Raw genomic sequence first — 20,051 nt, forward strand, 5'->3', positions numbered from 1 at the left:
TATTGTTAATCCTTCATCACCTTATAATTGGTGATGGAGAGGTCGGCGGCGGAGACTTCACAGGTCACCTCCGCACTTTCTTCCGGGGCGCTGGCGCGGCTGGCAGTCTGGGTATTGATAAAAATGGTATAGCTGTCGGTCTCTGTATCGAAACGGCTTGCCACAGCATTAAATTCGTAGCTCATGCGCTTGCCTGTGTTGGCGGCGTTGAGCTTGTCTTCGCACAGGTACATCGCCTTGGCCATGGAGTGCAGTGCACGCTTCTTGGGCGGGGTGATTGCTCCAGGCGCTGGCTCTTCGATTTCGTTCTCTTGCGCCGCGGCGGCCTCTTTGGATTCAGTGGTTTTGTCGGAGTCGAAATATCCTGTGGCGAAAAGAGTACCGACAATAGACAGGTTGGTCAGCAGCAGCGCACCGCCGACGACTATCATGATTTCCTTGGGTTGCATTCAGTGAGACTCAGTAACCTTACCCTGTCAGGGCAATAGTCTAGTCGTTATTGTTCCTCACTTCATCCCGTTTCCTCCCGATTGTGATTTCTGGATTGTAGCTCAGGCGGTCAACAGGCGGTCATATTTGCGGCTGAGAATGTCGTAGAACTGCTCGCGAAGCTGAAAAATCTCTTGCTTTAGCTTAACGATGTCCTGCTCGCTGATGTCCTGTCGTCCGACGTAAACCTGTTTGCGAAACTGCGCGATTTTCGCGCCATACAGGCGCAGGGTTTTTTCCAGGGCTTTTTCCCCCAGCATCAGCAGCTTGGCTTCTGCTTCCGCCATTTTTCTGAACTCGGCCACCAGTTCCGTGTTGACCCGCACCAGTTCATCTTTACGGGCTTGGGGCCAGCGATTGCCGAAGCGGGTGGATTCAATCACCAGTGAAGAGTACTTGGCAAAAATATGATTAACGTTGCCAACGTCACTCGACACGGCCTCCAGCATATCGATGCGTCGACCGGCTCGATCATGACTGGTGTTGTTGAGGCGGCGATTGTTTAACCACAGGCACAGGCCTGCGATTAGCGCGCCTAGCGCCACCTTGAGTGAAGTGTCGATTAATGGCCAGAAATCTGTCGCGGTCATACTCAAATCGCTCTTGCAGTGCGCCCTCTGGCAGTCAAAACCTTGTCGGTTGGTTCTGGTCTGTCAGGAGCTGGGGCGTCAAAAACCTTGGGCTGCCAAAAAAATGACGGTAATCGGGATTTTTTGGCAAGTCATTGGGTGTAGAGCAAATAACGCGCCAGCTGCGCTAGTGGCGGGATTTTCAACCGCCGGCGAGTTTGACCGTATAACCCAGTTTCTCCAACAGGGCTTTTAGCTTGTCGCGGTCGTCAGTCTGGATTTCAATGACACCTTCTTTGGCGGCGCCGCCCACTCCGCATTGCTGCTTCAGGGTCTTGGCCAGCTTCTTCAGCTCTGCGGCTTCCAAGCCCAGTCCGGTCACAAGGGTAACTCCTTTACCTTTGCGACCTTTGGTCTCTCGTTTGAGCCTGACGATGCCATCGCCGGGATCGACAGTGGGCAGGGCAGGCTCTTCCTTGATTCGACCCTGGTCGGTGGAATAAACCAGTCGGGAATTCTTGCTCACAGCGGGACTCCTATCAGTTCAATAATTCAGGCCAATCAACGAATCAGGCCTTCACCAGTTTTTGGGTGAAAAGGCCGGCGGCAATCACCACGACGCCAACACCAAAAAGGTGGCGGCTGTCGATAAAATTGACTTCCCAGAGGTGGAACAGAGGGGCCAGAATAACGGCGACAAATATGCCAAGGGACACCGTCGTATCGGCTTTTTCGGGAAAAAGTACCGCCTGCTCGCAGTGGGGGCAGCCAAATGATTTGCGTTTGAGAAATGCCTGCAGGCGGCCGCTTCGGCGCAGAAGAGCTTTATCAATAGGCTCCTGACAATGAGGGCAGCGCAGGGGTTTAAGCAATAGGGCCACTAACAGCTCCAAAAGGGTTACCTGGATGGAATCGGGCATTTTAGCGTAAGGTGGGTACAGACCGCCATTGCGGAGCGGGGTCTGATTGCGGTGGTGCTTTAATCGGGGCTCTGGTTAAATGGCGGTCACTCGACCCTACCACGGGATACATTCTTATGGCGCAGTCTCCACTGCAAATCAAACTGCACAGTGTCATTTTCGGGACCGGGACCAAGGCGGGTAAGCGATTCGATGTCGCTCTGATTTACGCCATTGTACTCAGTGTACTGGCGATGATGCTCGAGTCCATAGGAGCCATTGAGCGCGCTTACGGTCCCTGGCTATACGGGGTGGAATGGGCTTTTACCGCCATCTTCACGGTGGAATATCTGCTTCGAATTTATTGCTCGCCCAATCCCTGGCGTTACATCCGCAGCTTCTACGGTCTTGTCGACCTGCTGGCTATACTGCCGTCGTATCTGGGGCTGTTTGTGGCCGATATGAATTACCTCCTGATGATTCGCTTGTTGCGGGTGCTGAGAATTTTCAGGGTTCTGAAGTTGGTGCGCTACCTGTCAGAGGCCAATATTCTGATGCGTGCCATGATGATGTCGCGGCGCAAAATTCTGGTGTTTTTTTCTTCCGTGCTGGTGCTCGCCACCATCTTTGGTTCGCTCATGTTTGTGGTAGAGGGGCCGGAGCACGGTTTTACGAGCATTCCCAAGAGCATTTACTGGACGATTGTTACCATCACCACAGTGGGGTATGGAGACATCACACCTCAGACCAGCCTGGGGCAATTGATAGCGGCGGCGGCGATGTTGACCGGTTACTCCATTATTGCGGTGCCCACGGGTATATTGACGGCGGAACTGACAACGGAAATGCAGCGTGAGCGCAGTTTACGACGTTGCTCCGAATGCAGCAGTGCCGGTCACGACAGTGATGCGTTATATTGCAAACAGTGCGGTTCGACGCTGACGGATTGACGCACTACATGGGTCCCGGGATGATCAGGGCGGGAGCCGCCTTATTGCCGCTCAGCACTTCCTCTTCAATCCGGGCGGTGGCGGCCACCATCGCCAAAGGCAGTTTGGCGGCGATGGCCGGGGGAATTTCCAGACCTTCGGTTTCAAAGTCGTCCAGTTCTGATTCATCGTTGTCAGCACTATCCGCCTGTGAATGCTCGTCCAGATTCCTGCGCCACTTGATCAATGAAATACAGCCTTCGCTGTCTTCAGCGAGCGCCGTGCAGGATTCTACCCAGTCACCGGTATTGTAGTAGTCAATTTTACCGATTTTCTTCTTGGCGGGTTTGTGAATATGGCCACAGATGACACCGTCAAAGCCTTGTTTTTCGGCGGCGCGGGCCACGCCCTGTTCGTAGTCGTTGATGTAAATCCGGGCGCGGCGGATGTGCTGTTTCAGGTAGCCGGCAAGAGACCAATAACCGTAGCCGTAACGGGCGCGAAAGTGATTGAGGTTGCGATTCAGAAACATCAATAAATCGTTGCCCTTGTCGCCCAAAAACTTCAGTAACTGGTGGCAGCGGGCGACACCGTCGAACTGGTCGCCGTGAATGATCAGCAGGCGTCGATTGTCGGCGGTGACATGAATGCTGCGGTTGAGCAGAGTGATATTATCGAGGCGGTTATTGGCAAAACGACGCAGAAATTCGTCGTGGTTACCGGTGATGTAATTGATATTAACGCCTTGTTTGGACAGCTTCAGCAGTCGGCGGATGACCTGGGTAAACTCTTTTTTCCAATAGACACCCGATTGCATCTTCCAGCCATCGATAATGTCACCCACCAGGTAAATGGTGTCCGCCTTGTTGTGTTTAAGAAAGTCGTTGAGCAACTCCGCCTTACAGTCTTTGGTGCCCAGGTGAACGTCTGAGATCCAGAGAGTGCGATGCTGTTTCATGAGATTCCTGCCCTTTGCAACACTTCCACACAGGTTGCAATAGGGCGATGACAGAGGTGTGACCACACTGTGACGGGCCAATGAAAACTGTATGTCGAATTAGTGACAGTCAGGATCACGGATGGGGTATGATGGCGCCTGTGTGAATCCCCAGGTGTATAGGGTAATGACTGAACCAAACAGAGGTAAAGACGGGATACAGGGCGAGGTGAGCCCCGGGTTTGAGCCGGTGGCGACAGCGTTTGCAGATCTTTTCGAAAGCTATGGAGAAATCGGCGCAGGCGTGTCGGTGTACATCGGTGGCGAACAGCGGGTGAAGCTGTGGGGCGGCAGTCGGGATAAAGCCGAGCAGCTGCCCTGGGAATCCTCGACGCGTTCAAATGTGTTTTCGGCCAACAAGGCAATGGTGGCGGTCGCCGTTCTGCAGTTGGCACAAGAGGGGCACCTGGATCTGGATCAGTCGGTTGCTTCCCTGTGGCCGGCATTCGGTCAGGGAGGCAAGAATTACATCACCGTTCGCCAGGTTTTGTGCCATAGATCCGGTGTCAACGCGTTCCGGGACAGAATTGATGACAAGGCCATCTATCACTGGCCTACGGTTACAGAACTTATCGCTCAGGAGGAGCCCTGGTGGGAACCGGGCAGTGCTCAGGGTTATTCCCCAATGCTCTATGGTTGGCTGTTGGGGGAATTGGTGTGCCGGGTCAGTGGTGTGGATAGTTTTGATCACTATATCCAGGAGCGTATCGCCGGCCCGCTCGATCTGGACTGGGATTTTGGTTTAGATGACGATGAATTTCATCGAATTGCCGATGTGGCGCCGCTCAAACACCAGCAAAATGTGCCGGATGGCGGCCTCGTCACTTTAATGCGTGCTGACCCGCGAGGGGTGGTGAACCGGGCATTTTCCAACCCGCCCACCTTGCTGACGGGAACCAACAAACCGGCCTGGCGTCAGGCCCAGATTCCAGCGGCAAATGGCCATGCCAGTGCTGAGGCGTTGGCCCGGTTTTACAGTGCGCTCACGGATCCCAATGATGAGCGCCTGCTTAAAACACCCCGCAAACCCTGGTGCTGGGAAGAGCAAACCCGCGGTCAGGACAGGGTACTCAATCACTTTCTCAGTTTCAGTCTGGGCTTTATGCGCCTGCCGCCAACAGGCATTGAGGCGCCCAGAGCGTTTTGCCATCCCGGCGCAGGAGGCAGCTTGGGGTACGGCGATATGGATGCAGGGTTGGGCTTTGGGTTCGTCTCGCGAGCCATGGGGCAGGCCATATTGATGGACGAACGGGCCGAACATTTGCTGGCGGCGGTATACCGTGTTTTAAGAGCATAGAGCTGAGAGAGAGCGAACGATGAGTGGTACGGAATCTGAGCAGATTGCTCACTTGCAACAACAAATAGAAGAGCTGCAAACCCGGATCCTGTTTCAGGAGGATACGTTGCAGGAACTAAACGACGTTATAGCCGCTCAGGACGAGCGCCAGACTCAGCAGCAGCGTCAGCTGCTGGCGTTGGCAGACAAGTTGAAATCCCTGGAAGGCAAAATTGATATTCCCGGAGCGCCAATCGACGAGCGCCCCCCTCACTATTGATGTGACAGAGTTCGTGGTTTGGGTAAAAACCCTTTGAATTCAGGAGGGTAGAATAATCTCTTGAGATTAAATCTGGCCACATTCAAACGGAATTTCGCTATACTGACTCTATCCGGGTGGATCCAGGGTCGGCCTGGCTCAAGGATAGAAATTACCGATGGTGTGGAGTCCACATTTTATCATGTCCGATCAATCCAAATTTCAACCCTCTGAGGCGCTGCCCGATGCGCAAGTGATACCGGATATTTCGGATGAGCAATATCAAACACTCTTCCAGTTGCCTATGCCCTGCTGGTGTTGGCACGTCAGTGAAGGGCGCATTGAAGTTAATGGCGCCTTCCAAAACGCTTTTTCCTGTAATCCCGATCGGCTTGACCAATTATTAAATATCTTCTGCGAAAAAAGTCGGGAGGGGTTTCTCGAAACTTCGGCCACTGCGCTGCGAACGGCACGGGGATTCAGTTTGCAGGTGAGCCTGAACAACCCATCCACCAACAGCGGATTGAACACGGATCGATTCTTGTGGGCTGCTCCAATACAGAACGAAACCGGCAAGACGCGCATGCTTGGTATGCTGTTCAGCAAGGCCAGCCACGATGTGACCGATAATTCGCGATTCCCGCTCCAAAGCGAATACTTGCTCGACTCCATCAAGGCCGCCATTCTTTACTTCGATCATCATGGCCGTATCAGGCACGGTAACCAGAAGGCTTTTGACTGGCTCCCTCGGGCAACAGCATTGGGCTCACTGTTCTCCGATGTCGCATTGGGCTGGCACAATGCTATTGGTTGCCAGCAGGAGTTGGAGCAGGTCATGGCGACGGGTGTGCCGATACTCGACCGCCTTGAAAATCGCACCGAAGACGGGCAGCAGTTCTGGTACCGGGTGGATAAGCTTCCTACTTTCGATGACGCCGGTGTGGTTCATGGTGCGCTGCTGGTGATGAATGATGTCACCGATCTTGTCTTAAAGGAGCAGGCGCTAAAGGAAAGCGAAGCGCGCTATAAGGCCTTTATTGCCAACAGTTCAGAAGCCATGTATCGCTTTGATTTGGAACCACCGGTGGATGTTCACCAGATAGCTACGGTTCAGATCCAACAGATGTCAGAGCGTGCCAGGTTGGCTGAATGCAATCACGTGTTGGCGAAATTTTTTGGGGCGGTACCCGATAACATGCTGGGGGTTAGATTGGCAGCCTTGTTGGGCAAGCACCGACACAATGTACTGCCGGGTTTTGTCGATGGTGGCTACCGCCTGGTGGATCAGGATTTCAGCTACATTAATAACGATGGCGACAAATTGTCTTTTCAGGTGTCGGCCATTGGTATCATCGAAAACGGATACCTGCAGCGGGTTTGGGGTACGGCCAGAGACGTCACTGAGCGTCAGCGCTACCTGGACAGACTCGAATATCAGGCAACCCACGATTCGCTGACGCTGTTGCCCAATCGTAATCACTTGTACCAGGAACTGGAAACGTTGTTGCGGCAGCGCGCGGAAACCCAGCAGCTGGCGCTTATGTTGCTGGACCTTGATCGTTTTAAAGAAATCAATGATACCTTGGGTCACCACGTCGGGGACAAGTTGCTCAAGCAGATTGGCCCGCGGTTGGAGATGGAGCTCTCCGAGTTGCCCGCCATGGTCGCCCGCCTGGGCGGCGATGAGTTTGCGATTCTGTTGCCTCGAATCCGCAACAACCAGCAGGCAGTTGTCATTGGGCACCGTGTACTCGATGCAATCCGACAGCCATTTGAAGTCGAAGGATTGCACACTGAGATCAGCGTCAGCGTTGGGATTGCAATTTGCCCGGATCAGGCGGATGACGTCAGCACATTGATGCGATATGCCGACGTTGCCATGTACCATGCCAAATCAGAGCGCAAGGGCGTATCCGTTTATCAGGTAGAACACGATACCTACACCCCCAAGCGCCTGGCCTTGATGAGTGACCTTGGCCGTGCTATTCGGGAAGATCAGCTGCAGCTGTATTTTCAGCCCAAAGTGGATCTTGCCCAGTCTCGGGTATTTGGATTTGAAGCCCTGTTGCGCTGGCAGCATCCAGTACTGGGTTTTGTGCCTCCCGGGGAGTTTATTCCGCTGGTGGAAATGACCGATCTGGTTAATCCCATGACCTTATGGGTGCTTGAGAATGCGATTGCCCAGGCCAAGCAATGGCAGCAACAGGGATACCGGTTCTCGGTGGCGGCAAACCTATCCGCTCAGAACCTGTTGGGTGATGCGCTGGTTGACAAGCTCGAAGAGCTGTTGAGCCAATACCAATTACCGGCCGAGCTGCTCGAGTTGGAAATCACGGAAAGTACGATTATGGCTGACCCCGATCGGGCACTCAGGGTGTTAAAAGCCATTGATGGGTTGGGCGTCACGCTGGCGATTGATGATTTCGGTACCGGCTATTCCTCGCTGGCCTACCTCAAGCGTTTGCCAGTACGCCTGTTGAAGATAGATGGCTCTTTTGTAACCGGCATGCTTGGGGATGACCAGGACCAGATAATTGTGCACTCGACCATCAATCTGGCCCATAACCTGGGACTCAAGGTGGTCGCCGAGGGCGTCGAGGATGAAAAAGTCCTGTGCAAGCTGCAGGAGCTCGGCTGTGACCAGGTGCAGGGGTATCACATCGCACGCCCGCAGCCAGCACCGGCGCTGGAGCAGTGGCTGCGTCACGCCCAGTGGGATTCTTAATCAGTGTTCTGAGTATCAGAGGTCCTGGTTTTCCTGCATTTTGATGATCTGTTTGATCTTTTCCTCCAACAGAGCGGTCTGGTGGTAGCTGCCCCTGGACAGTTTAAGCGCGTTCTTCAGCTGGCGCTGGGCCTTGTCATAGACTCCGTTGAGCATAAAGTATTCTGCCCGCGCGGTGTGAACACCCAGAATGTCGCCGGCCAGGCCGTGTACCTCAGCCAATAGATACCAAAGATAATCGTCTTTGGGGTGGCGTTTGACATGAGCTTCGAGCACCTCTTCGCTGTGTGCATATTGACCGTGTTCCATCAGCAGTTCGGCATATCTCACGTTGTAGGCATGGTGTTCCGGTTGGCGTTGCAGCTGCTGTTCCAACAGCCTGATCGCCAGGTCAAAGTTGCCGGCTGCAGCTTCTATATCCGCTGCAGCGATCACGTACGCCGGTTTGTCGGGCGACTTTTCGAGCAGTGGCGCGATAACCTCACGCGCCCTTTGGGGTTGGCTGGCGTCGGTGAGGGCCAGCACCAGACCGTAACGGCTGGCTTCGGGTGACAGCGTATCTCCTTCGAGTTCGCTGCTAAAGCGCTTTACTCCATCCTGGGGGGTATTTTCATGTTGCAGCTGGACTCTGGCTCTCATCAGGTGATAGTCGAGATTGTCCGGATATTGGCGCGCGGGATAACGATTGGCGCGGTTTCGCGAGTCGGCGATCCGGCTTTCTGTCACCGGGTGGGTCAGCAGGAATTCAGGTGGTCGCTGGGTGAAACGAGTGGCCTGCAACATTCGTTCAAACATGGCCGGCACCGCCTGGGGGTCTTCGCCGGCCGCGACCATGGTCAGCATGCCGATGCGATCCGCCTCCTGTTCATTCTGTCGGCTGAAACGCAGTTGTGAATCCAGTGCCGCCGCCTGTGTGGCAGTGAGTGCCGCGAGGCCGGCATCACCACCGGCGGTTGCTGCCAGCACCAGGCTCGCCAGCATGGCTGCCATGGTCGGCAGGCTCGCCTTTTGCTGTTTTTCAACGCCCCGGGCAAAGTGTCTTTGGCTCAGGTGAGCCAGTTCGTGGGATAACACGGAGGCCATTTGCGCTTCCGATTCGGCGTAGAGGAAAAGCCCTGTATGAACCCCCACCACGCCACCGGGTACCGCAAACGCATTCATGCTTGGGTTCCTGACCACAATCAACTCCAGATTGCGATCTTTGAGCTGGCTGTGAACGGCCAGTCGCTGCAACAATTGCTGGACGTAGTTATAGACCAGCGGGTCAGAGGACGTCGGGACACGACTGCGGTACAATCGCAGCCAGGTTTGACCCAGCTCGTATTCCTTCTGCGGTGACACAATCGCCGAACTCGCATCCCCCAGCTCGGGCAGATTGAAATCGGCCCTAGATGCCATGGAAAGCGTTAACGCCAGGGTGGCAAGCAGCCACTTGGCGGTGGCGGAGAAGGTTGGATACACAGCAATTTGGCCTTGGAAGATCATGTACGGCTCGTTAATTTTCTACTCTAACTCAGTTGAAAGGGCCCCACCAGACGGTGCCGGTTAAAAAATGTTTACCGTTCGGTTGTCTGCAAGCAGGTTCGACATTATTGTAGGCCCCTGCCAGAGAGGACGCCGGTAACGCTTAGACCCCGAAATTGGGAGAAAAATCCAATTTCTAAGGTCCATGTTAAAGTCCGGCTTAAACCCTGCGGACAGTTGACCCGCAGTTAAAGAGGTAAAAATGAAAGAAGTGGATGCCAGAGGGCTGAACTGCCCCCTCCCGTTGCTTAAGGCCAAGCAGGCTCTGAATCAGCTCGACTCAGGTGACCGGCTGAGGGTGTTGGCAACGGACGCAGGTTCGGTCCGCGATTTCAAGACCTTTACTGAGCTGAGCGGTAATTTGCTGGTAGAAAGCAGTGAATCAGACGGCTGCTACACCTATGTTTTACAGAAAGTATGAAGTTGGCATTAAGAATGAGTTGCACAGAAGGGCTGAGAGTCTGCCGATGGTCACAGCCTTCCCTGATTGAGCACTTCCCAGAGCAGAATCCTGAAACAACCCCGGAGTTTAAATGCTGCACATTCTGAGAAATTGGGTTGATCGCTATTTTGGCGCCGAAGAGGCGGTGCTGCTGGCGCTGATCCTGATCGTCAGCTTTGTCATCATTCTCACGATGGGCAGCATTCTGGCTCCCGCGATTGCCAGTGTTATTATCGCGTTCCTGATGCAGGGCGTGGTGGCCCGCCTGAAAGCCTGGAAGGCGCCCCACTGGATGGCTGTGACTGCGGCCACATCCCTGCTGATTGCGGCGCTGGTGCTATCGGTTGTCTATCTGGTGCCGGTGGTATGGCAGCAAAGTGCCCGTCTGGCGGGCGAAGTGCCAGGTATGCTGATGGAGTGGCAGCGGCTCCTGTTGCTGTTGCCAGAAAAGTACCCGCAATTGATCACCGAAACGCAAATTCAGGAAATGATGGATCTGGCGGGCCGGGAACTTGGCGGTTTGGGGCAGAACCTGCTGTCGGTATCGGTGTCCAGCCTGCCACTGGTGATTGGCCTGCTGATTTATCTGATCCTGGTGCCCATTCTGGTGTTTTTCTTCTTGAAGGACAGCGACGCCATATTGCACTGGTTGGCCGGGTTTTTGCCCAGACAGCGGCCCATGATGAGCCAGATCTGGCATGAAATGAATGACCAGGTTGCCAACTATGTCCGTGGTAAGGCTATTGAGATCCTGGTGGTGGGAGCTGTTTCCTACGTCGCCTTCTTGTTGCTGGGGCTGAACTACGCTCTGTTGCTTGCACTGGCGGTGGGACTGTCGGTTGTGATTCCCTATATCGGCGCGGCAGTGGTGACTCTGCCCGTATTGATGATTGGTTTTTTCCAGTGGGGATTGGGCAATGAGTTCTATTGGCTGTTTGTGACCTATTGCGTTATTCAGGCCCTGGATGGCAACGTGCTGGTGCCTCTGTTATTTTCTGAGGCGGTGAATCTGCATCCGGTGGCGATTATTCTGGCCGTGCTGGTGTTTGGCGGTCTGTGGGGATTCTGGGGAGTGTTTTTTGCCATTCCCCTGGCGACCTTGATCAAGGCGATTCTCAATGCCTGGCCGCTGGCGGAGCTGTCTCCACCAGCGGAGGAGGCAGCAGTCCGGGCGTCAAAACCCGCGGCCACCAAACCGGTGAAGGAACCTTCAGCTTGATTATTGGGAGCCATCAGCGTGATTAAGGAGCCATCAGCGTGATAACTGAGAGCTTCAGCCCCCAAACAGGAGCCTCTGTCAGGGGGCCGTACAGTGAAGCATATTGAGTTTTTGTTAACCTAGAGGGAATAGAGGGAATTGCGCTTGCGAGTATTGATGACATTGAGGCTGCTGTCGCTGGGTTTCATCCTGTTGCTAACGGCCACATCTCTGTCCGCCAGGGACAAGTCGGCCGAGGTAATCACCAGTCCCAACGATGATCGTCAATATGAGTACCTCCATCTGGACAATGGCCTGCGTGTCCTGCTGATTTCAGACTCGGAAACCGATAAGGCTGCCGCCTCACTCGATGTGCATATCGGCAGCGCCGACGACCCCCGGGATCGTGCCGGTCTCGCCCATTTTCTCGAGCACATGCTGTTCCTGGGGACCAAAAAATACCCGCAACCTGAAGAGTACCAGGCGTTTATCAGCAGCCATGGCGGCTCGCACAACGCTTACACCAGCCCTGAGCACACTAACTATTTCTTTGATGTTGAACAATCCCATCTCGACCAGGCGTTGGATCGGTTCGCACAGTTTTTTGTTGCCCCCCTTTTTACCGCTGAATACGTTGAACGTGAACGTAAAGCGGTTCACTCCGAATACAAATCCAAGATCAAGAATGCCTATCGCAGAGAGTTGGATGTCTATCGCCATATCGTCAGCCAGCGGCATCCCATGTCCAAATTCAGCGTCGGCAGCCTGGAGACTCTGGCGGATCGCGATAGCGATTCGGTAAGGAAGGATTTGCTGGAGTTCTACCGAGATTATTATTCGGCCGACAATATGACGCTGGTGGTCTTGGGGCGGGAGTCGCTGGGTCAGCTAAAAGGTATGGTGGTGGAAAGGTTTGGTGCTATCAAAAGGCGTAAAACCAGGGCGCCGATCACCGGTATGGACATGTTTCGCAGCAACTTTTTGCCAGCGCGGGTGCAGGTCAAACCTGAGAAAGACGAGCGTCGCTTGAGTCTCGTCTTTCCGGTTCCTTCCGCTGACAATCTCTACCGCCAAAAGCCGTTACAGTATCTGGGTAATCTGCTGGGCCACGAAGGGGAGGGCAGTTTACTGTCACTCCTCAAGGATCTGGGGTGGGTCGAAGGGCTTAGCGCCGGGGGCGGTATCGACGGTCGCAATCAGGGCACCTTCAATATCTCCATGCAACTGACACCGGACGGCTATGCCAATCAGGAAAAGGTTGTTGCCATCACCTTCCGAATGATTCAGCTTATCCGCGAGCGGGGCATTGAAAAGTGGCGCTTTGAGGAACAGCAGAATCTCGCGGAAATCGCTTTCCGGTTTGCGGAAAAAGGTGAAGCCATCCATACCGTCAGCCAGCTCTCCAATCAGATGCATCGCTATCGGGCACGGGATATTATTCGAGGGCGCTACGCCTTTGACGAATTCGATGGGCGTTTGATACGCCGTTATTTGAAATATCTCAAGCCGGACAACTTTCTCTGGATGGTGACCGCTCCGGATGTCGAAACCAATCGCGTTAGTAAACTCTATAACACCCCATATTCTGTGGAGCAACTGCGTTACGAGGTGGCCGCGGTTCCCAAGGGGCATTTAGCCAGGTTGGAACTGCCAAAACCCAATAGCTTTTTGCCTCGACGTCTGCAGGTCAAAGATTTGCCGCCTATGGAAACGGCGGCGGTCAATCCTGAGAAAATCAGTTCTGGCGATGCGATCAACATCTGGTTTAAGCAGGATGATCGCTTTCAGGTGCCGAAAGCCAGCATTCGCATTCGGGTGATGGCGCCTCTGGCCGCACAGGGTATCCGAGAGGCGGCGTTGACGCATTTGTATGTGGATCTGCTCAACGACAGTCTGAATGAATTTGCCTATCCCGCGGCCCTGGCCGGGTTGAACTTTAATATATCCGCCAACAGTCGGGGTTTTGATCTCCAGTTGTCCGGCTATAACGACCGTCAGGGGTTGTTGCTGAGTCGTTTGCTTAATGCCATCGAGCGCAACCGCTTCCAGTCCGGTCGCGTCGAGCGCCTGAAGCAAGAACTGATGCGGCGATGGCGCAATCAAAGACAGCTCACCCCTTACGAACAGTTGTTTGAACAGATGCCGGTATTGCTTTACTCGCCCCTGTGGGATAAAAGCGCCATGGCCGACGCGTTGGAAGATATTCAGCATGAAGATGTTCGTCGTTTTGCCAGTCGGGTATTAATCGGGGCTGATATCAAGGCGTTGATACATGGAAATCTCTACCGTCAGGAGGCGCTAAAACTCGCCACGTTGATTGAACATAAATTGAGACGCGATGCGGACAAAGAGGCGGATCTGACGCTTCCTCCGGCACAGGTGGTTAAGCTGACGCAGCAAATCGATCAGCGTCACTTGCAGGTGGACCATCGCGATGTTGCGGCCGTTTTTTACCAGCAGGCCCTGGGCGACAGTGTTGAAGATCGCGCATCCATGATGATGATGCGCCAAATGTTGCGATCCGGATTCTTCCACCAGTTGCGGACCGAGAAGCAGCTTGGATATATCGTTTTTATTACCAGCATGGCGTTAAAGGATGTTTCGGCAAACGTCTATGTGGTGCAGTCTCCATCCACGCCCCTGCCCGAGGTAATGTCAGAGATCGAGCAGTTTATTGCCCAGCAGGCCGGGCAGGTGGAATCGTTTGAGCAGCATCGCTCAGCCCTGTTGGCCAGCTTGCGGGAGGCGCCCAAGAACCTGCCTGAACAATCCGCGCGATTCTGGTCCAACATCGTCTCTGACGCCGACAAGTTCGATCGTCGCGAGCAGCTGATTGGCGCGATTGAGGCCCTGACACCTCAGTCTCTGCAGGCCTATAGTGAAGCTGTGATGAAGCCTTCGCAGTCAGTCTGGTTAACGGCCAGTGCAGACAAGTCGGTTGCCAATACGGATGGCGAAGTGCTCATTGACGATATGCAGCTGTTTAAGCGCCGCTCCTCCCACTACAGCTACCCATAGCTGTTCATCCAATCCTTTAACGTCAGGGCAAGTGGTTCCCCCGCTGGCCGCTGGCTTACATGTAGTTTTGTAGTCAGATACCCCCAAATTTGTAGTTAAACTACAAGAATAATTCTTCATAGGTTGTTGAATTTCGGCAAATTGGCCACTCTTTACGGCAGCTTCGCATGGTTCGGCTTGTGCTGAAATCGATATAGTGTAAAAATACTACAGATTTTTAAGGTGTCCATAATAATGGCAGCGGCTGCTTCGCGGTGCCTATACTCTAATATCAGCAAATGGGCGATTGTTTCAGGTTGTTTAGACAGGATTGACGCGTATGACTACAGAGGAAAAACGGGTTCAGGAGGATGTGGATGCTCTGGAAACCCGGGAATGGCTGGATGCTATGCACTCCGTTATCCGCTATGGCGGTAAGGAGCGGGCGGCGTTTCTTTTAAAGCAGTTGTCCGATCGAGCCACTGATGCCGGCGTGCAGCTGCCCGCTGCAATCACTACGCCCTATCGCAATACCATCCCCGTGACGGCGGAAAAGCGCATGCCAGGGGATCTGTTTATGGAGCGACGTATTCGCTCCCTGATTCGCTGGAATGCATTGGCCATGGTCATGCGCGCCAACGACAACGACGAAGGCCTCGGTGGCCATATTTCTTCTTTCGCTTCGTCCGCCACTCTTTACGATATCGGTTTCAACTATTTCTTCCGCGGCAACGACGGCGAGCAGCCCGGCGACCTGATTTACTTTCAAGGACACACCTCTCCAGGCATGTACGCCCGTTCTTATCTCGAAGGGCGCCTGAGTGAAGAGCAGCTCGACAACTTCCGTCGTGAAGTGGATGGCGATGGCCTGTCTTCTTATCCGCACCCCTGGCTGATGCCGGAATACTGGCAGTTCCCCACGGTCTCCATGGGCCTGGGGCCCATTCAGGCGATCTACCAGGCGCACGTGATGCGTTATATGTCAGCCCGCAATCTCTCCCCTCGTGGTGATCGCAAGGTCTGGGCATTCCTGGGTGACGGTGAATGTGATGAGCCGGAAACCCTGGGCGCCATTTCTCTCGCCGGTCGTGAGCAGCTGGAGAACCTGATTTTTGTCGTCAATTGCAACCTGCAGCGCCTTGATGGCCCCGTTCGAGGCAATGGCAAAATCATGCAAGAGCTGGAAGGTGTTTTCCGTGGGGCCGGCTGGAACGTAATCAAGGTGGTTTGGGGGCGTCACTGGGATGCTCTGTTGGAAAAAGATACCACTGGCCTGCTGCAAAAGCGCATGGACGAAGTCTGCGACGGTGAGCTGCAAAACTACAAGGCCAACGGCGGTGCCTATACGCGCAAGCACTTCTTCGGCAAGTACCCGGAATTGCTGGAGCTGGTCAAAGATCTCAGCGATGAGGATATCATGTACCTCAATCGCGGTGGTCACGACCCATTTAAAGTCTACGCGGCCTACGCAGAGGCGGTGGAGCACAAAGGTCAGCCTACCGTGATTCTGGCCCAGACCGTTAAGGGCTACGGCATGGGTGAATCCGCTGAAGCGCAAAACGAAACCCACTCCGTGAAGAAGCTCGATCTGGAAAGCCTGAAGCGCTTCCGCGATCGCTTTGGTATCCCCATCAGCGACGACGAGCTTAAAAACGTACCCTATTACCGCCCTGCACCGGACAGTCCGGAAATGGTGTACATGCACAAGCGTCGCCAGGAGCTCAATGGCTACCTGCCGTCGCGCAAGGCGGACTTCCCGGTGCTGCAAACCCCGCCCATGGATGCTTTTAAAGCGCAATTGAAAGGCAGCGGCGAGCGCGAAATCTCTACCACTATGGCGTTTGTGCGATTGTTGTCGACGCTTGCCAAAGACAAACAGATTGGCGAGCGGGTTGTGCCGATCGTTCCTGACGAAGCCCGTACCTTTGGTATGGAAGGCATGTTCCGTCAACTGGGTATTTATTCCTCTGAGGGGCAGAAATACACCCCGCACGATCATGACCAGATCATGTTCTATAAAGAGAGCAAGACCGGTCAAATCCTGGAAGAGGGTATCAACGAGGCGGGCGCCATGTCGGCCTGGATTGCAGCTGCTACTGCATACAGCAACAGCGGCGTACCCATGATTCCGTTCTATATTTATTACTCCATGTTCGGCTTCCAGCGTATCGGTGACCTCGCCTGGGCAGCAGGTGACAGCCAGGCACGTGGATTCCTGATTGGCGCCACAGCAGGTCGCACGACTCTCAATGGAGAAGGCTTGCAGCACCAGGATGGCCACAGTCACACCCTGGCCAATACCATTCCCAATTGCCGTACTTACGACCCTACCTACGGCTACGAGCTCGCTGTTATCGTTCAAGATGGTGTCCAGCGTATGTTCCACGAGCAGGAAAACTGCTTCTATTACATCACCACCATGAATGAAAACTACAAGCATCCGGAAATGCCGGTGGGCGCGGAAGAGGGCATCATCAAGGGGATGTACCTGCTACAGGAAGGCAAGAGTTCCGAGCTGAAGGTGCAATTGATGGGGGCCGGCTCGATTCTGCGTGAAGTGGAAGCGGCTGCTGAAATGCTGCGCGCAGACTACGGCGTTGAATCTGATATCTGGAGTCTGACCAGTGTTAACGAGCTGACCCGTGATGGACAAAACTGCACGCGTCATAACCTGTTGAACCCCGAATCGGAGCCGCAGGAAGCGTTTGTGACTGCTCAGCTCAAGGGTCGAGAGGGACCGGTTATTGGTGCCACAGACTACATGAAGTCCTATTTGGAGCAGTTGCGCGCCTACATTCCCGGTCACTACGCGGTGCTGGGCACCGATGGCTTTGGCCGCAGTGACACCCGCACCAAACTGCGTCGCTTCTTTGAAGTGGATCGTCACTTTGTGGTGTTGGCTTCTCTTAAGGCGCTGGTGGATGAGGGCAAGCTGGAAGCCAAGGTGGTTGCCGAGGCGATGAAGAAGTTTGGTATATCGGCCGACAAGGCCAATCCCCTGTACAGCTGATCGAGAAGACTGAGGATAGGTAGCGAATATGACGATTGAGATTATTCCCGTCCCCGATCTCGGTGGTGCGGACAAAGTAGATGTGATTGAAATCTGTGTCGAGCCTGGTGAGGTTATTGAGGCTGAGCAGTCGCTGGTAGTGGTCGAGTCTGATAAGGCCTCTATGGAAGTGCCAAGCCCGAGTTCCGGCAAAGTGGTGGCGCTCAAAGTCAAGGAGGGAGATGCACTCTCCGAGGGCGATGCCATATTGGAATTGGAAATTGTGGGTGCGACGGCCAAGGTGGCTGAGGCCGCTGCAGAACCGGCGCCAACACCTGATCAGGCTGTGGTGGAAGCGCCCGCGCCGGCCGCGGTGGCGGCGGCTACCGGTCCAGTTGAAGTGCCTGTACCGGACTTGGGCGGTGCCGATAGCGTGGATGTGATTGAGCTGTGCGTGGCTGTTGGTGACGAAGTGGCCGAAGGGGATTCCCTGGTCGTGGTTGAATCCGACAAGGCCTCCATGGAGATTCCCTCTCCGGCAGCCGGTAAAGTGCTGGAAATGAAAGTGGCCGATGGTGATAAGGTCTCTGAAGGTTCCATCCTGCTGGTGCTTGAGGGTCAGCAGTCCGCGGCCACAGCTGCTGCAGCAGCAGAGCCAGAGGCAGCAGCTCCCGAGGCTGCCCCGGCCGCTCCGGCTCCGGTCGAGCCGGCGCCAGCCGTTGCAGGCCCGCTTGAAGTGCCGGTACCCGATCTGGGCGGCAGTGACAGCGTTGATGTGATTGAGATCTGTGTTGCGGCCGGAGATGTGATTGCCGAGGGTGATTCTCTGGTGGTTGTAGAGTCCGACAAGGCCTCTATGGAAATTCCCTCTCCGGCAGCCGGCAAGGTGTTGGAGCTGAAGGTTGCCGATGGCGCCAAAGTCTCCGAAGGTGACATTCTATTGGTGCTTGAGGCTGAGCAGTCTGCTGCGCCCACTGCAGTGGAAGCGCCCGCTGCTCCTGCTGCCGCCCCCGCCCCGGTCTCTTCAGGTCCCAAGATTTCCGCGCCGGCTCCGGTCGCCGCTGAGCCGGCGCAGGCGCCCTCCTCAGGTGGTGTTTACGCTGGACCTTCCGTACGCAAGCTGGCTCGCCAGCTGGGTGTGGATATGGCCAAATTGTCGGCCAGTGGTCCCCGTGGCCGTCTGACCAAGGACGATGTCCGTTCCTACGTGAAGCAGATTATTGCCGATGTGGATAGCGGTAAGTTGTCTACCGGTGCCGGCATCCCCGAGGTGCCCGAGATCGACTTCTCTCAGTTTGGCGAAATCGAACTGCAGAAGATGAGCAAGATCGCCAAGGTCACGTCTGCCAATATGACGCGCAACTGGCTCAACGTGCCACACGTGACGCAGTTTGATGACGCGGATATTACCGAGCTGGAGGCCTTCCGTAAGTCTATGAAGGCAGAGGCGGAAAAACGTGGCGTCAGGTTGACGCCGCTGCCGTTCCTGCTTAAGGCTGCCGCTGCAGCCCTGGCGGAAGAGCCGAGCTTTAATGTCTCACTGCATGCTGATGGCCAGCACATTGTTCAGAAAAAGTACATTCACATCGGTGTGGCCGTGGATACCCCCAATGGTCTGATGGTTCCTGTGATCCGCGATGTGGATAAGAAGGGCTTGTGGGAGCTGGCGGCAGAGAGTGTTGAAGTTGCAGCTAAGGCCCGCAATGGCAAGCTGATGCCGCGCGATATGCAGGGCGGCTGTTTTACCATTTCCAGCCTGGGTGCCATAGGCGGTAACGGTTTTACGCCAATCGTGAATGCGCCGGAAGTGGCGATCATGGGCGTTTCAAAAGCCCAGATCAAGCCGGTCTGGAATGGTTCGGAGTTTGAGCCGCGACAGATGTTGCCCCTGAGTGTGTCTTATGATCACCGTGCTATCAACGGAGCTGATTGCGGTCGCTTCTTTACCTATATGGTGTCGATGCTGGGTGATATCAGAAAGTTGCTGCTGTAAGGCGGCAACTTTTAAGTAGCCATAAAAAAACCGGCCATTGGCCGGTTTTTTTATGGGAGAGGAATTCACTTTCTGCGGCGTCTTGACCAACCGAGAGCAACGATACCCAGTGCCAATAGCGTCAGGGAGCTGCTGGTGGGGATGGTGCTTGAGCTGACGAAGAAGGTAGGCGCAATGATCTGATCATCGCTCGGGGCGATTGTGTCACCAAAGAGAGCAAACTCTATTGGAGAAGTAGTGCCAGCGGTTAATGGGCTAAAGAACGCCAGATCAACAATGAAAACAGAGCCGGTTGTCGCAAGTGTGTCCGGACCGGAAAATGCCGGATCGAATTCGGCGTCTGTAAGATTGATAACAGGGGGAGCTGCACCAGAGATCAGGTCGGTCATGCGCACGGTCAGATCTATCATTGAGTAAGCCGTGCCGCTGGCATCTGTCGGGTCGTACTTAAAAGTACCAAAAATGGTGTCCGCGCTGGTTGTGGCAACGCCGGCATCGTCCGTTACTGTCCAGAGAATTGGGCTGGCTTGCGCAGTGGTAAACAGGCTGCTGATAATCAGGGCCAGCAGGCTGATGTAAATTCTTCTTGCCACAGTTGTCCTCCTTGGCGAGTCATCTGTTCTGGTGCATTGGTTTCTTGTTTCTGCAAGGTTTATGCCAGCGTACATGTGGCGCGATATTCAACAGGTTTGACCCCAATTCACCTAAAGCAATCGTGCAAAGTGTAAGTATTCCTGACGATCTGTGCCGGCGATTTAGGAAAAT

The 20,051-nt window shown here is 54.5% G+C and carries 16 protein-coding genes; 9 read left to right on the forward strand and 7 right to left on the reverse strand.

Annotated features, from left to right (window positions below):
• Nucleotides 1-5: 5 nt before the first annotated feature.
• The 4 genes from HBA55_RS20580 to HBA55_RS20595 all read right to left on the reverse strand — a co-directional run bounded on the left by HBA55_RS20580 (nucleotide 6) and on the right by HBA55_RS20595 (nucleotide 1,939).
• Entirely contained in the window at nucleotides 6-449 is a 444-nt protein-coding gene (locus tag HBA55_RS20580) for a hypothetical protein (protein ID WP_166995302.1), read from the reverse strand.
• Nucleotides 450-551: 102 nt separating this feature from the next.
• The gene (locus tag HBA55_RS20585) at nucleotides 552-1,079 is read right to left on the reverse strand and encodes an energy transducer TonB (protein ID WP_166995304.1); all 528 of its coding nucleotides are present in this window, start codon (nucleotides 1,077-1,079) and stop codon (nucleotides 552-554) included.
• Between the two features lie 181 nt (nucleotides 1,080-1,260).
• A complete protein-coding gene (gene yciH / locus HBA55_RS20590; protein ID WP_166995306.1) occupies nucleotides 1,261-1,584 on the reverse strand; it encodes a stress response translation initiation inhibitor YciH in 324 nt (107 codons plus the stop codon).
• 43 nt (nucleotides 1,585-1,627) lie between these two features.
• Entirely contained in the window at nucleotides 1,628-1,939 is a 312-nt protein-coding gene (locus HBA55_RS20595; RefSeq protein WP_166995308.1) for a hypothetical protein, read from the reverse strand.
• A gap of 155 nt (nucleotides 1,940-2,094) precedes the next feature.
• Between HBA55_RS20595 and HBA55_RS20600 the strand changes: the two genes are divergently transcribed.
• A complete protein-coding gene (locus tag HBA55_RS20600) occupies nucleotides 2,095-2,907 on the forward strand; it encodes an ion transporter (protein WP_166995309.1) in 813 nt (270 codons plus the stop codon).
• Between the two features lie 4 nt (nucleotides 2,908-2,911).
• Here the strand turns inward: HBA55_RS20600 and HBA55_RS20605 are convergent, their stop codons facing one another.
• Nucleotides 2,912-3,844, reverse strand: coding sequence for a UDP-2,3-diacylglucosamine diphosphatase (locus HBA55_RS20605; RefSeq protein ID WP_166995311.1), 933 nt, complete (start codon nucleotides 3,842-3,844; stop codon nucleotides 2,912-2,914).
• Between the two features lie 166 nt (nucleotides 3,845-4,010).
• Between HBA55_RS20605 and HBA55_RS20610 the strand changes: the two genes are divergently transcribed.
• From HBA55_RS20610 to HBA55_RS20620, 3 genes are all read left to right on the forward strand, one after another.
• Nucleotides 4,011-5,180, forward strand: coding sequence for a serine hydrolase domain-containing protein (locus HBA55_RS20610; RefSeq protein WP_166995313.1), 1,170 nt, complete (start codon nucleotides 4,011-4,013; stop codon nucleotides 5,178-5,180).
• A gap of 19 nt (nucleotides 5,181-5,199) precedes the next feature.
• A complete protein-coding gene (locus HBA55_RS20615; protein ID WP_166995315.1) occupies nucleotides 5,200-5,439 on the forward strand; it encodes a SlyX family protein in 240 nt (79 codons plus the stop codon).
• 181 nt (nucleotides 5,440-5,620) lie between these two features.
• A complete protein-coding gene (locus HBA55_RS20620; protein ID WP_240946187.1) occupies nucleotides 5,621-8,143 on the forward strand; it encodes a putative bifunctional diguanylate cyclase/phosphodiesterase in 2,523 nt (840 codons plus the stop codon).
• A gap of 15 nt (nucleotides 8,144-8,158) precedes the next feature.
• Here the strand turns inward: HBA55_RS20620 and HBA55_RS20625 are convergent, their stop codons facing one another.
• Nucleotides 8,159-9,628, reverse strand: a complete 1,470-nt coding sequence (locus HBA55_RS20625) for a M48 family metalloprotease (protein WP_166995317.1) — start codon at nucleotides 9,626-9,628, stop codon at nucleotides 8,159-8,161.
• A gap of 241 nt (nucleotides 9,629-9,869) precedes the next feature.
• Between HBA55_RS20625 and HBA55_RS20630 the strand changes: the two genes are divergently transcribed.
• The 5 genes from HBA55_RS20630 to aceF all read left to right on the forward strand — a co-directional run bounded on the left by HBA55_RS20630 (nucleotide 9,870) and on the right by aceF (nucleotide 19,286).
• Nucleotides 9,870-10,088 (forward strand): sulfurtransferase TusA family protein, encoded by a 219-nt coding sequence (locus HBA55_RS20630; protein WP_166995319.1) that lies wholly within the window; start codon nucleotides 9,870-9,872, stop codon nucleotides 10,086-10,088.
• 112 nt (nucleotides 10,089-10,200) lie between these two features.
• Complete coding sequence (locus tag HBA55_RS20635; RefSeq protein ID WP_166995321.1) at nucleotides 10,201-11,328, forward strand: AI-2E family transporter; 1,128 nt, start codon at nucleotides 10,201-10,203, stop codon at nucleotides 11,326-11,328.
• 156 nt (nucleotides 11,329-11,484) lie between these two features.
• Nucleotides 11,485-14,325 carry an insulinase family protein gene (locus tag HBA55_RS20640; RefSeq protein ID WP_166995323.1) on the forward strand — a complete coding sequence of 947 codons (2,841 nt, stop codon included), beginning with the start codon at nucleotides 11,485-11,487 and terminating at the stop codon, nucleotides 14,323-14,325.
• A gap of 319 nt (nucleotides 14,326-14,644) precedes the next feature.
• The gene (gene aceE / locus HBA55_RS20645) at nucleotides 14,645-17,314 is read left to right on the forward strand and encodes a pyruvate dehydrogenase (acetyl-transferring), homodimeric type (protein ID WP_166995325.1); all 2,670 of its coding nucleotides are present in this window, start codon (nucleotides 14,645-14,647) and stop codon (nucleotides 17,312-17,314) included.
• Between the two features lie 28 nt (nucleotides 17,315-17,342).
• The gene (gene aceF, locus HBA55_RS20650) at nucleotides 17,343-19,286 is read left to right on the forward strand and encodes a pyruvate dehydrogenase complex dihydrolipoyllysine-residue acetyltransferase (RefSeq protein WP_166995327.1); all 1,944 of its coding nucleotides are present in this window, start codon (nucleotides 17,343-17,345) and stop codon (nucleotides 19,284-19,286) included.
• A gap of 65 nt (nucleotides 19,287-19,351) precedes the next feature.
• Here the strand turns inward: aceF and HBA55_RS20655 are convergent, their stop codons facing one another.
• Nucleotides 19,352-19,879, reverse strand: a complete 528-nt coding sequence (locus tag HBA55_RS20655; RefSeq protein ID WP_166995329.1) for a hypothetical protein — start codon at nucleotides 19,877-19,879, stop codon at nucleotides 19,352-19,354.
• Nucleotides 19,880-20,051: the final 172 nt, after the last annotated feature.

Origin of the sequence: Pseudomaricurvus alkylphenolicus, from assembly GCF_011683955.1 — a bacterium.
In the GTDB taxonomy this organism is placed as follows: Bacteria; Pseudomonadota; Gammaproteobacteria; order Pseudomonadales; family Cellvibrionaceae; genus Pseudomaricurvus; species Pseudomaricurvus alkylphenolicus.

What these genes read in the sequence shown, in the direction of transcription:
- HBA55_RS20585 (WP_166995304.1), bottom strand. Translation starts at nt 1,079, where the DNA reads ATGACCGCGACAGATTTCTGGCCATTAATCGACACTTCACTCAAGGTG.
- aceE (WP_166995325.1), top strand. Translation starts at nt 14,645, where the DNA reads ATGACTACAGAGGAAAAACGGGTTCAGGAGGATGTGGATGCTCTGGAA.
- HBA55_RS20610 (WP_166995313.1), top strand. Translation starts at nt 4,011, where the DNA reads ATGACTGAACCAAACAGAGGTAAAGACGGGATACAGGGCGAGGTGAGC.
- HBA55_RS20600 (WP_166995309.1), top strand. Translation starts at nt 2,095, where the DNA reads ATGGCGCAGTCTCCACTGCAAATCAAACTGCACAGTGTCATTTTCGGG.
- HBA55_RS20620 (WP_240946187.1), top strand. Translation starts at nt 5,621, where the DNA reads ATGTCCGATCAATCCAAATTTCAACCCTCTGAGGCGCTGCCCGATGCG.
- HBA55_RS20615 (WP_166995315.1), top strand. Translation starts at nt 5,200, where the DNA reads ATGAGTGGTACGGAATCTGAGCAGATTGCTCACTTGCAACAACAAATA.
- HBA55_RS20635 (WP_166995321.1), top strand. Translation starts at nt 10,201, where the DNA reads ATGCTGCACATTCTGAGAAATTGGGTTGATCGCTATTTTGGCGCCGAA.
- HBA55_RS20625 (WP_166995317.1), bottom strand. Translation starts at nt 9,628, where the DNA reads ATGATCTTCCAAGGCCAAATTGCTGTGTATCCAACCTTCTCCGCCACC.
- aceF (WP_166995327.1), top strand. Translation starts at nt 17,343, where the DNA reads ATGACGATTGAGATTATTCCCGTCCCCGATCTCGGTGGTGCGGACAAA.
- HBA55_RS20580 (WP_166995302.1), bottom strand. Translation starts at nt 449, where the DNA reads ATGCAACCCAAGGAAATCATGATAGTCGTCGGCGGTGCGCTGCTGCTG.
- HBA55_RS20605 (WP_166995311.1), bottom strand. Translation starts at nt 3,844, where the DNA reads ATGAAACAGCATCGCACTCTCTGGATCTCAGACGTTCACCTGGGCACC.
- HBA55_RS20640 (WP_166995323.1), top strand. Translation starts at nt 11,485, where the DNA reads ATGACATTGAGGCTGCTGTCGCTGGGTTTCATCCTGTTGCTAACGGCC.
- HBA55_RS20630 (WP_166995319.1), top strand. Translation starts at nt 9,870, where the DNA reads ATGAAAGAAGTGGATGCCAGAGGGCTGAACTGCCCCCTCCCGTTGCTT.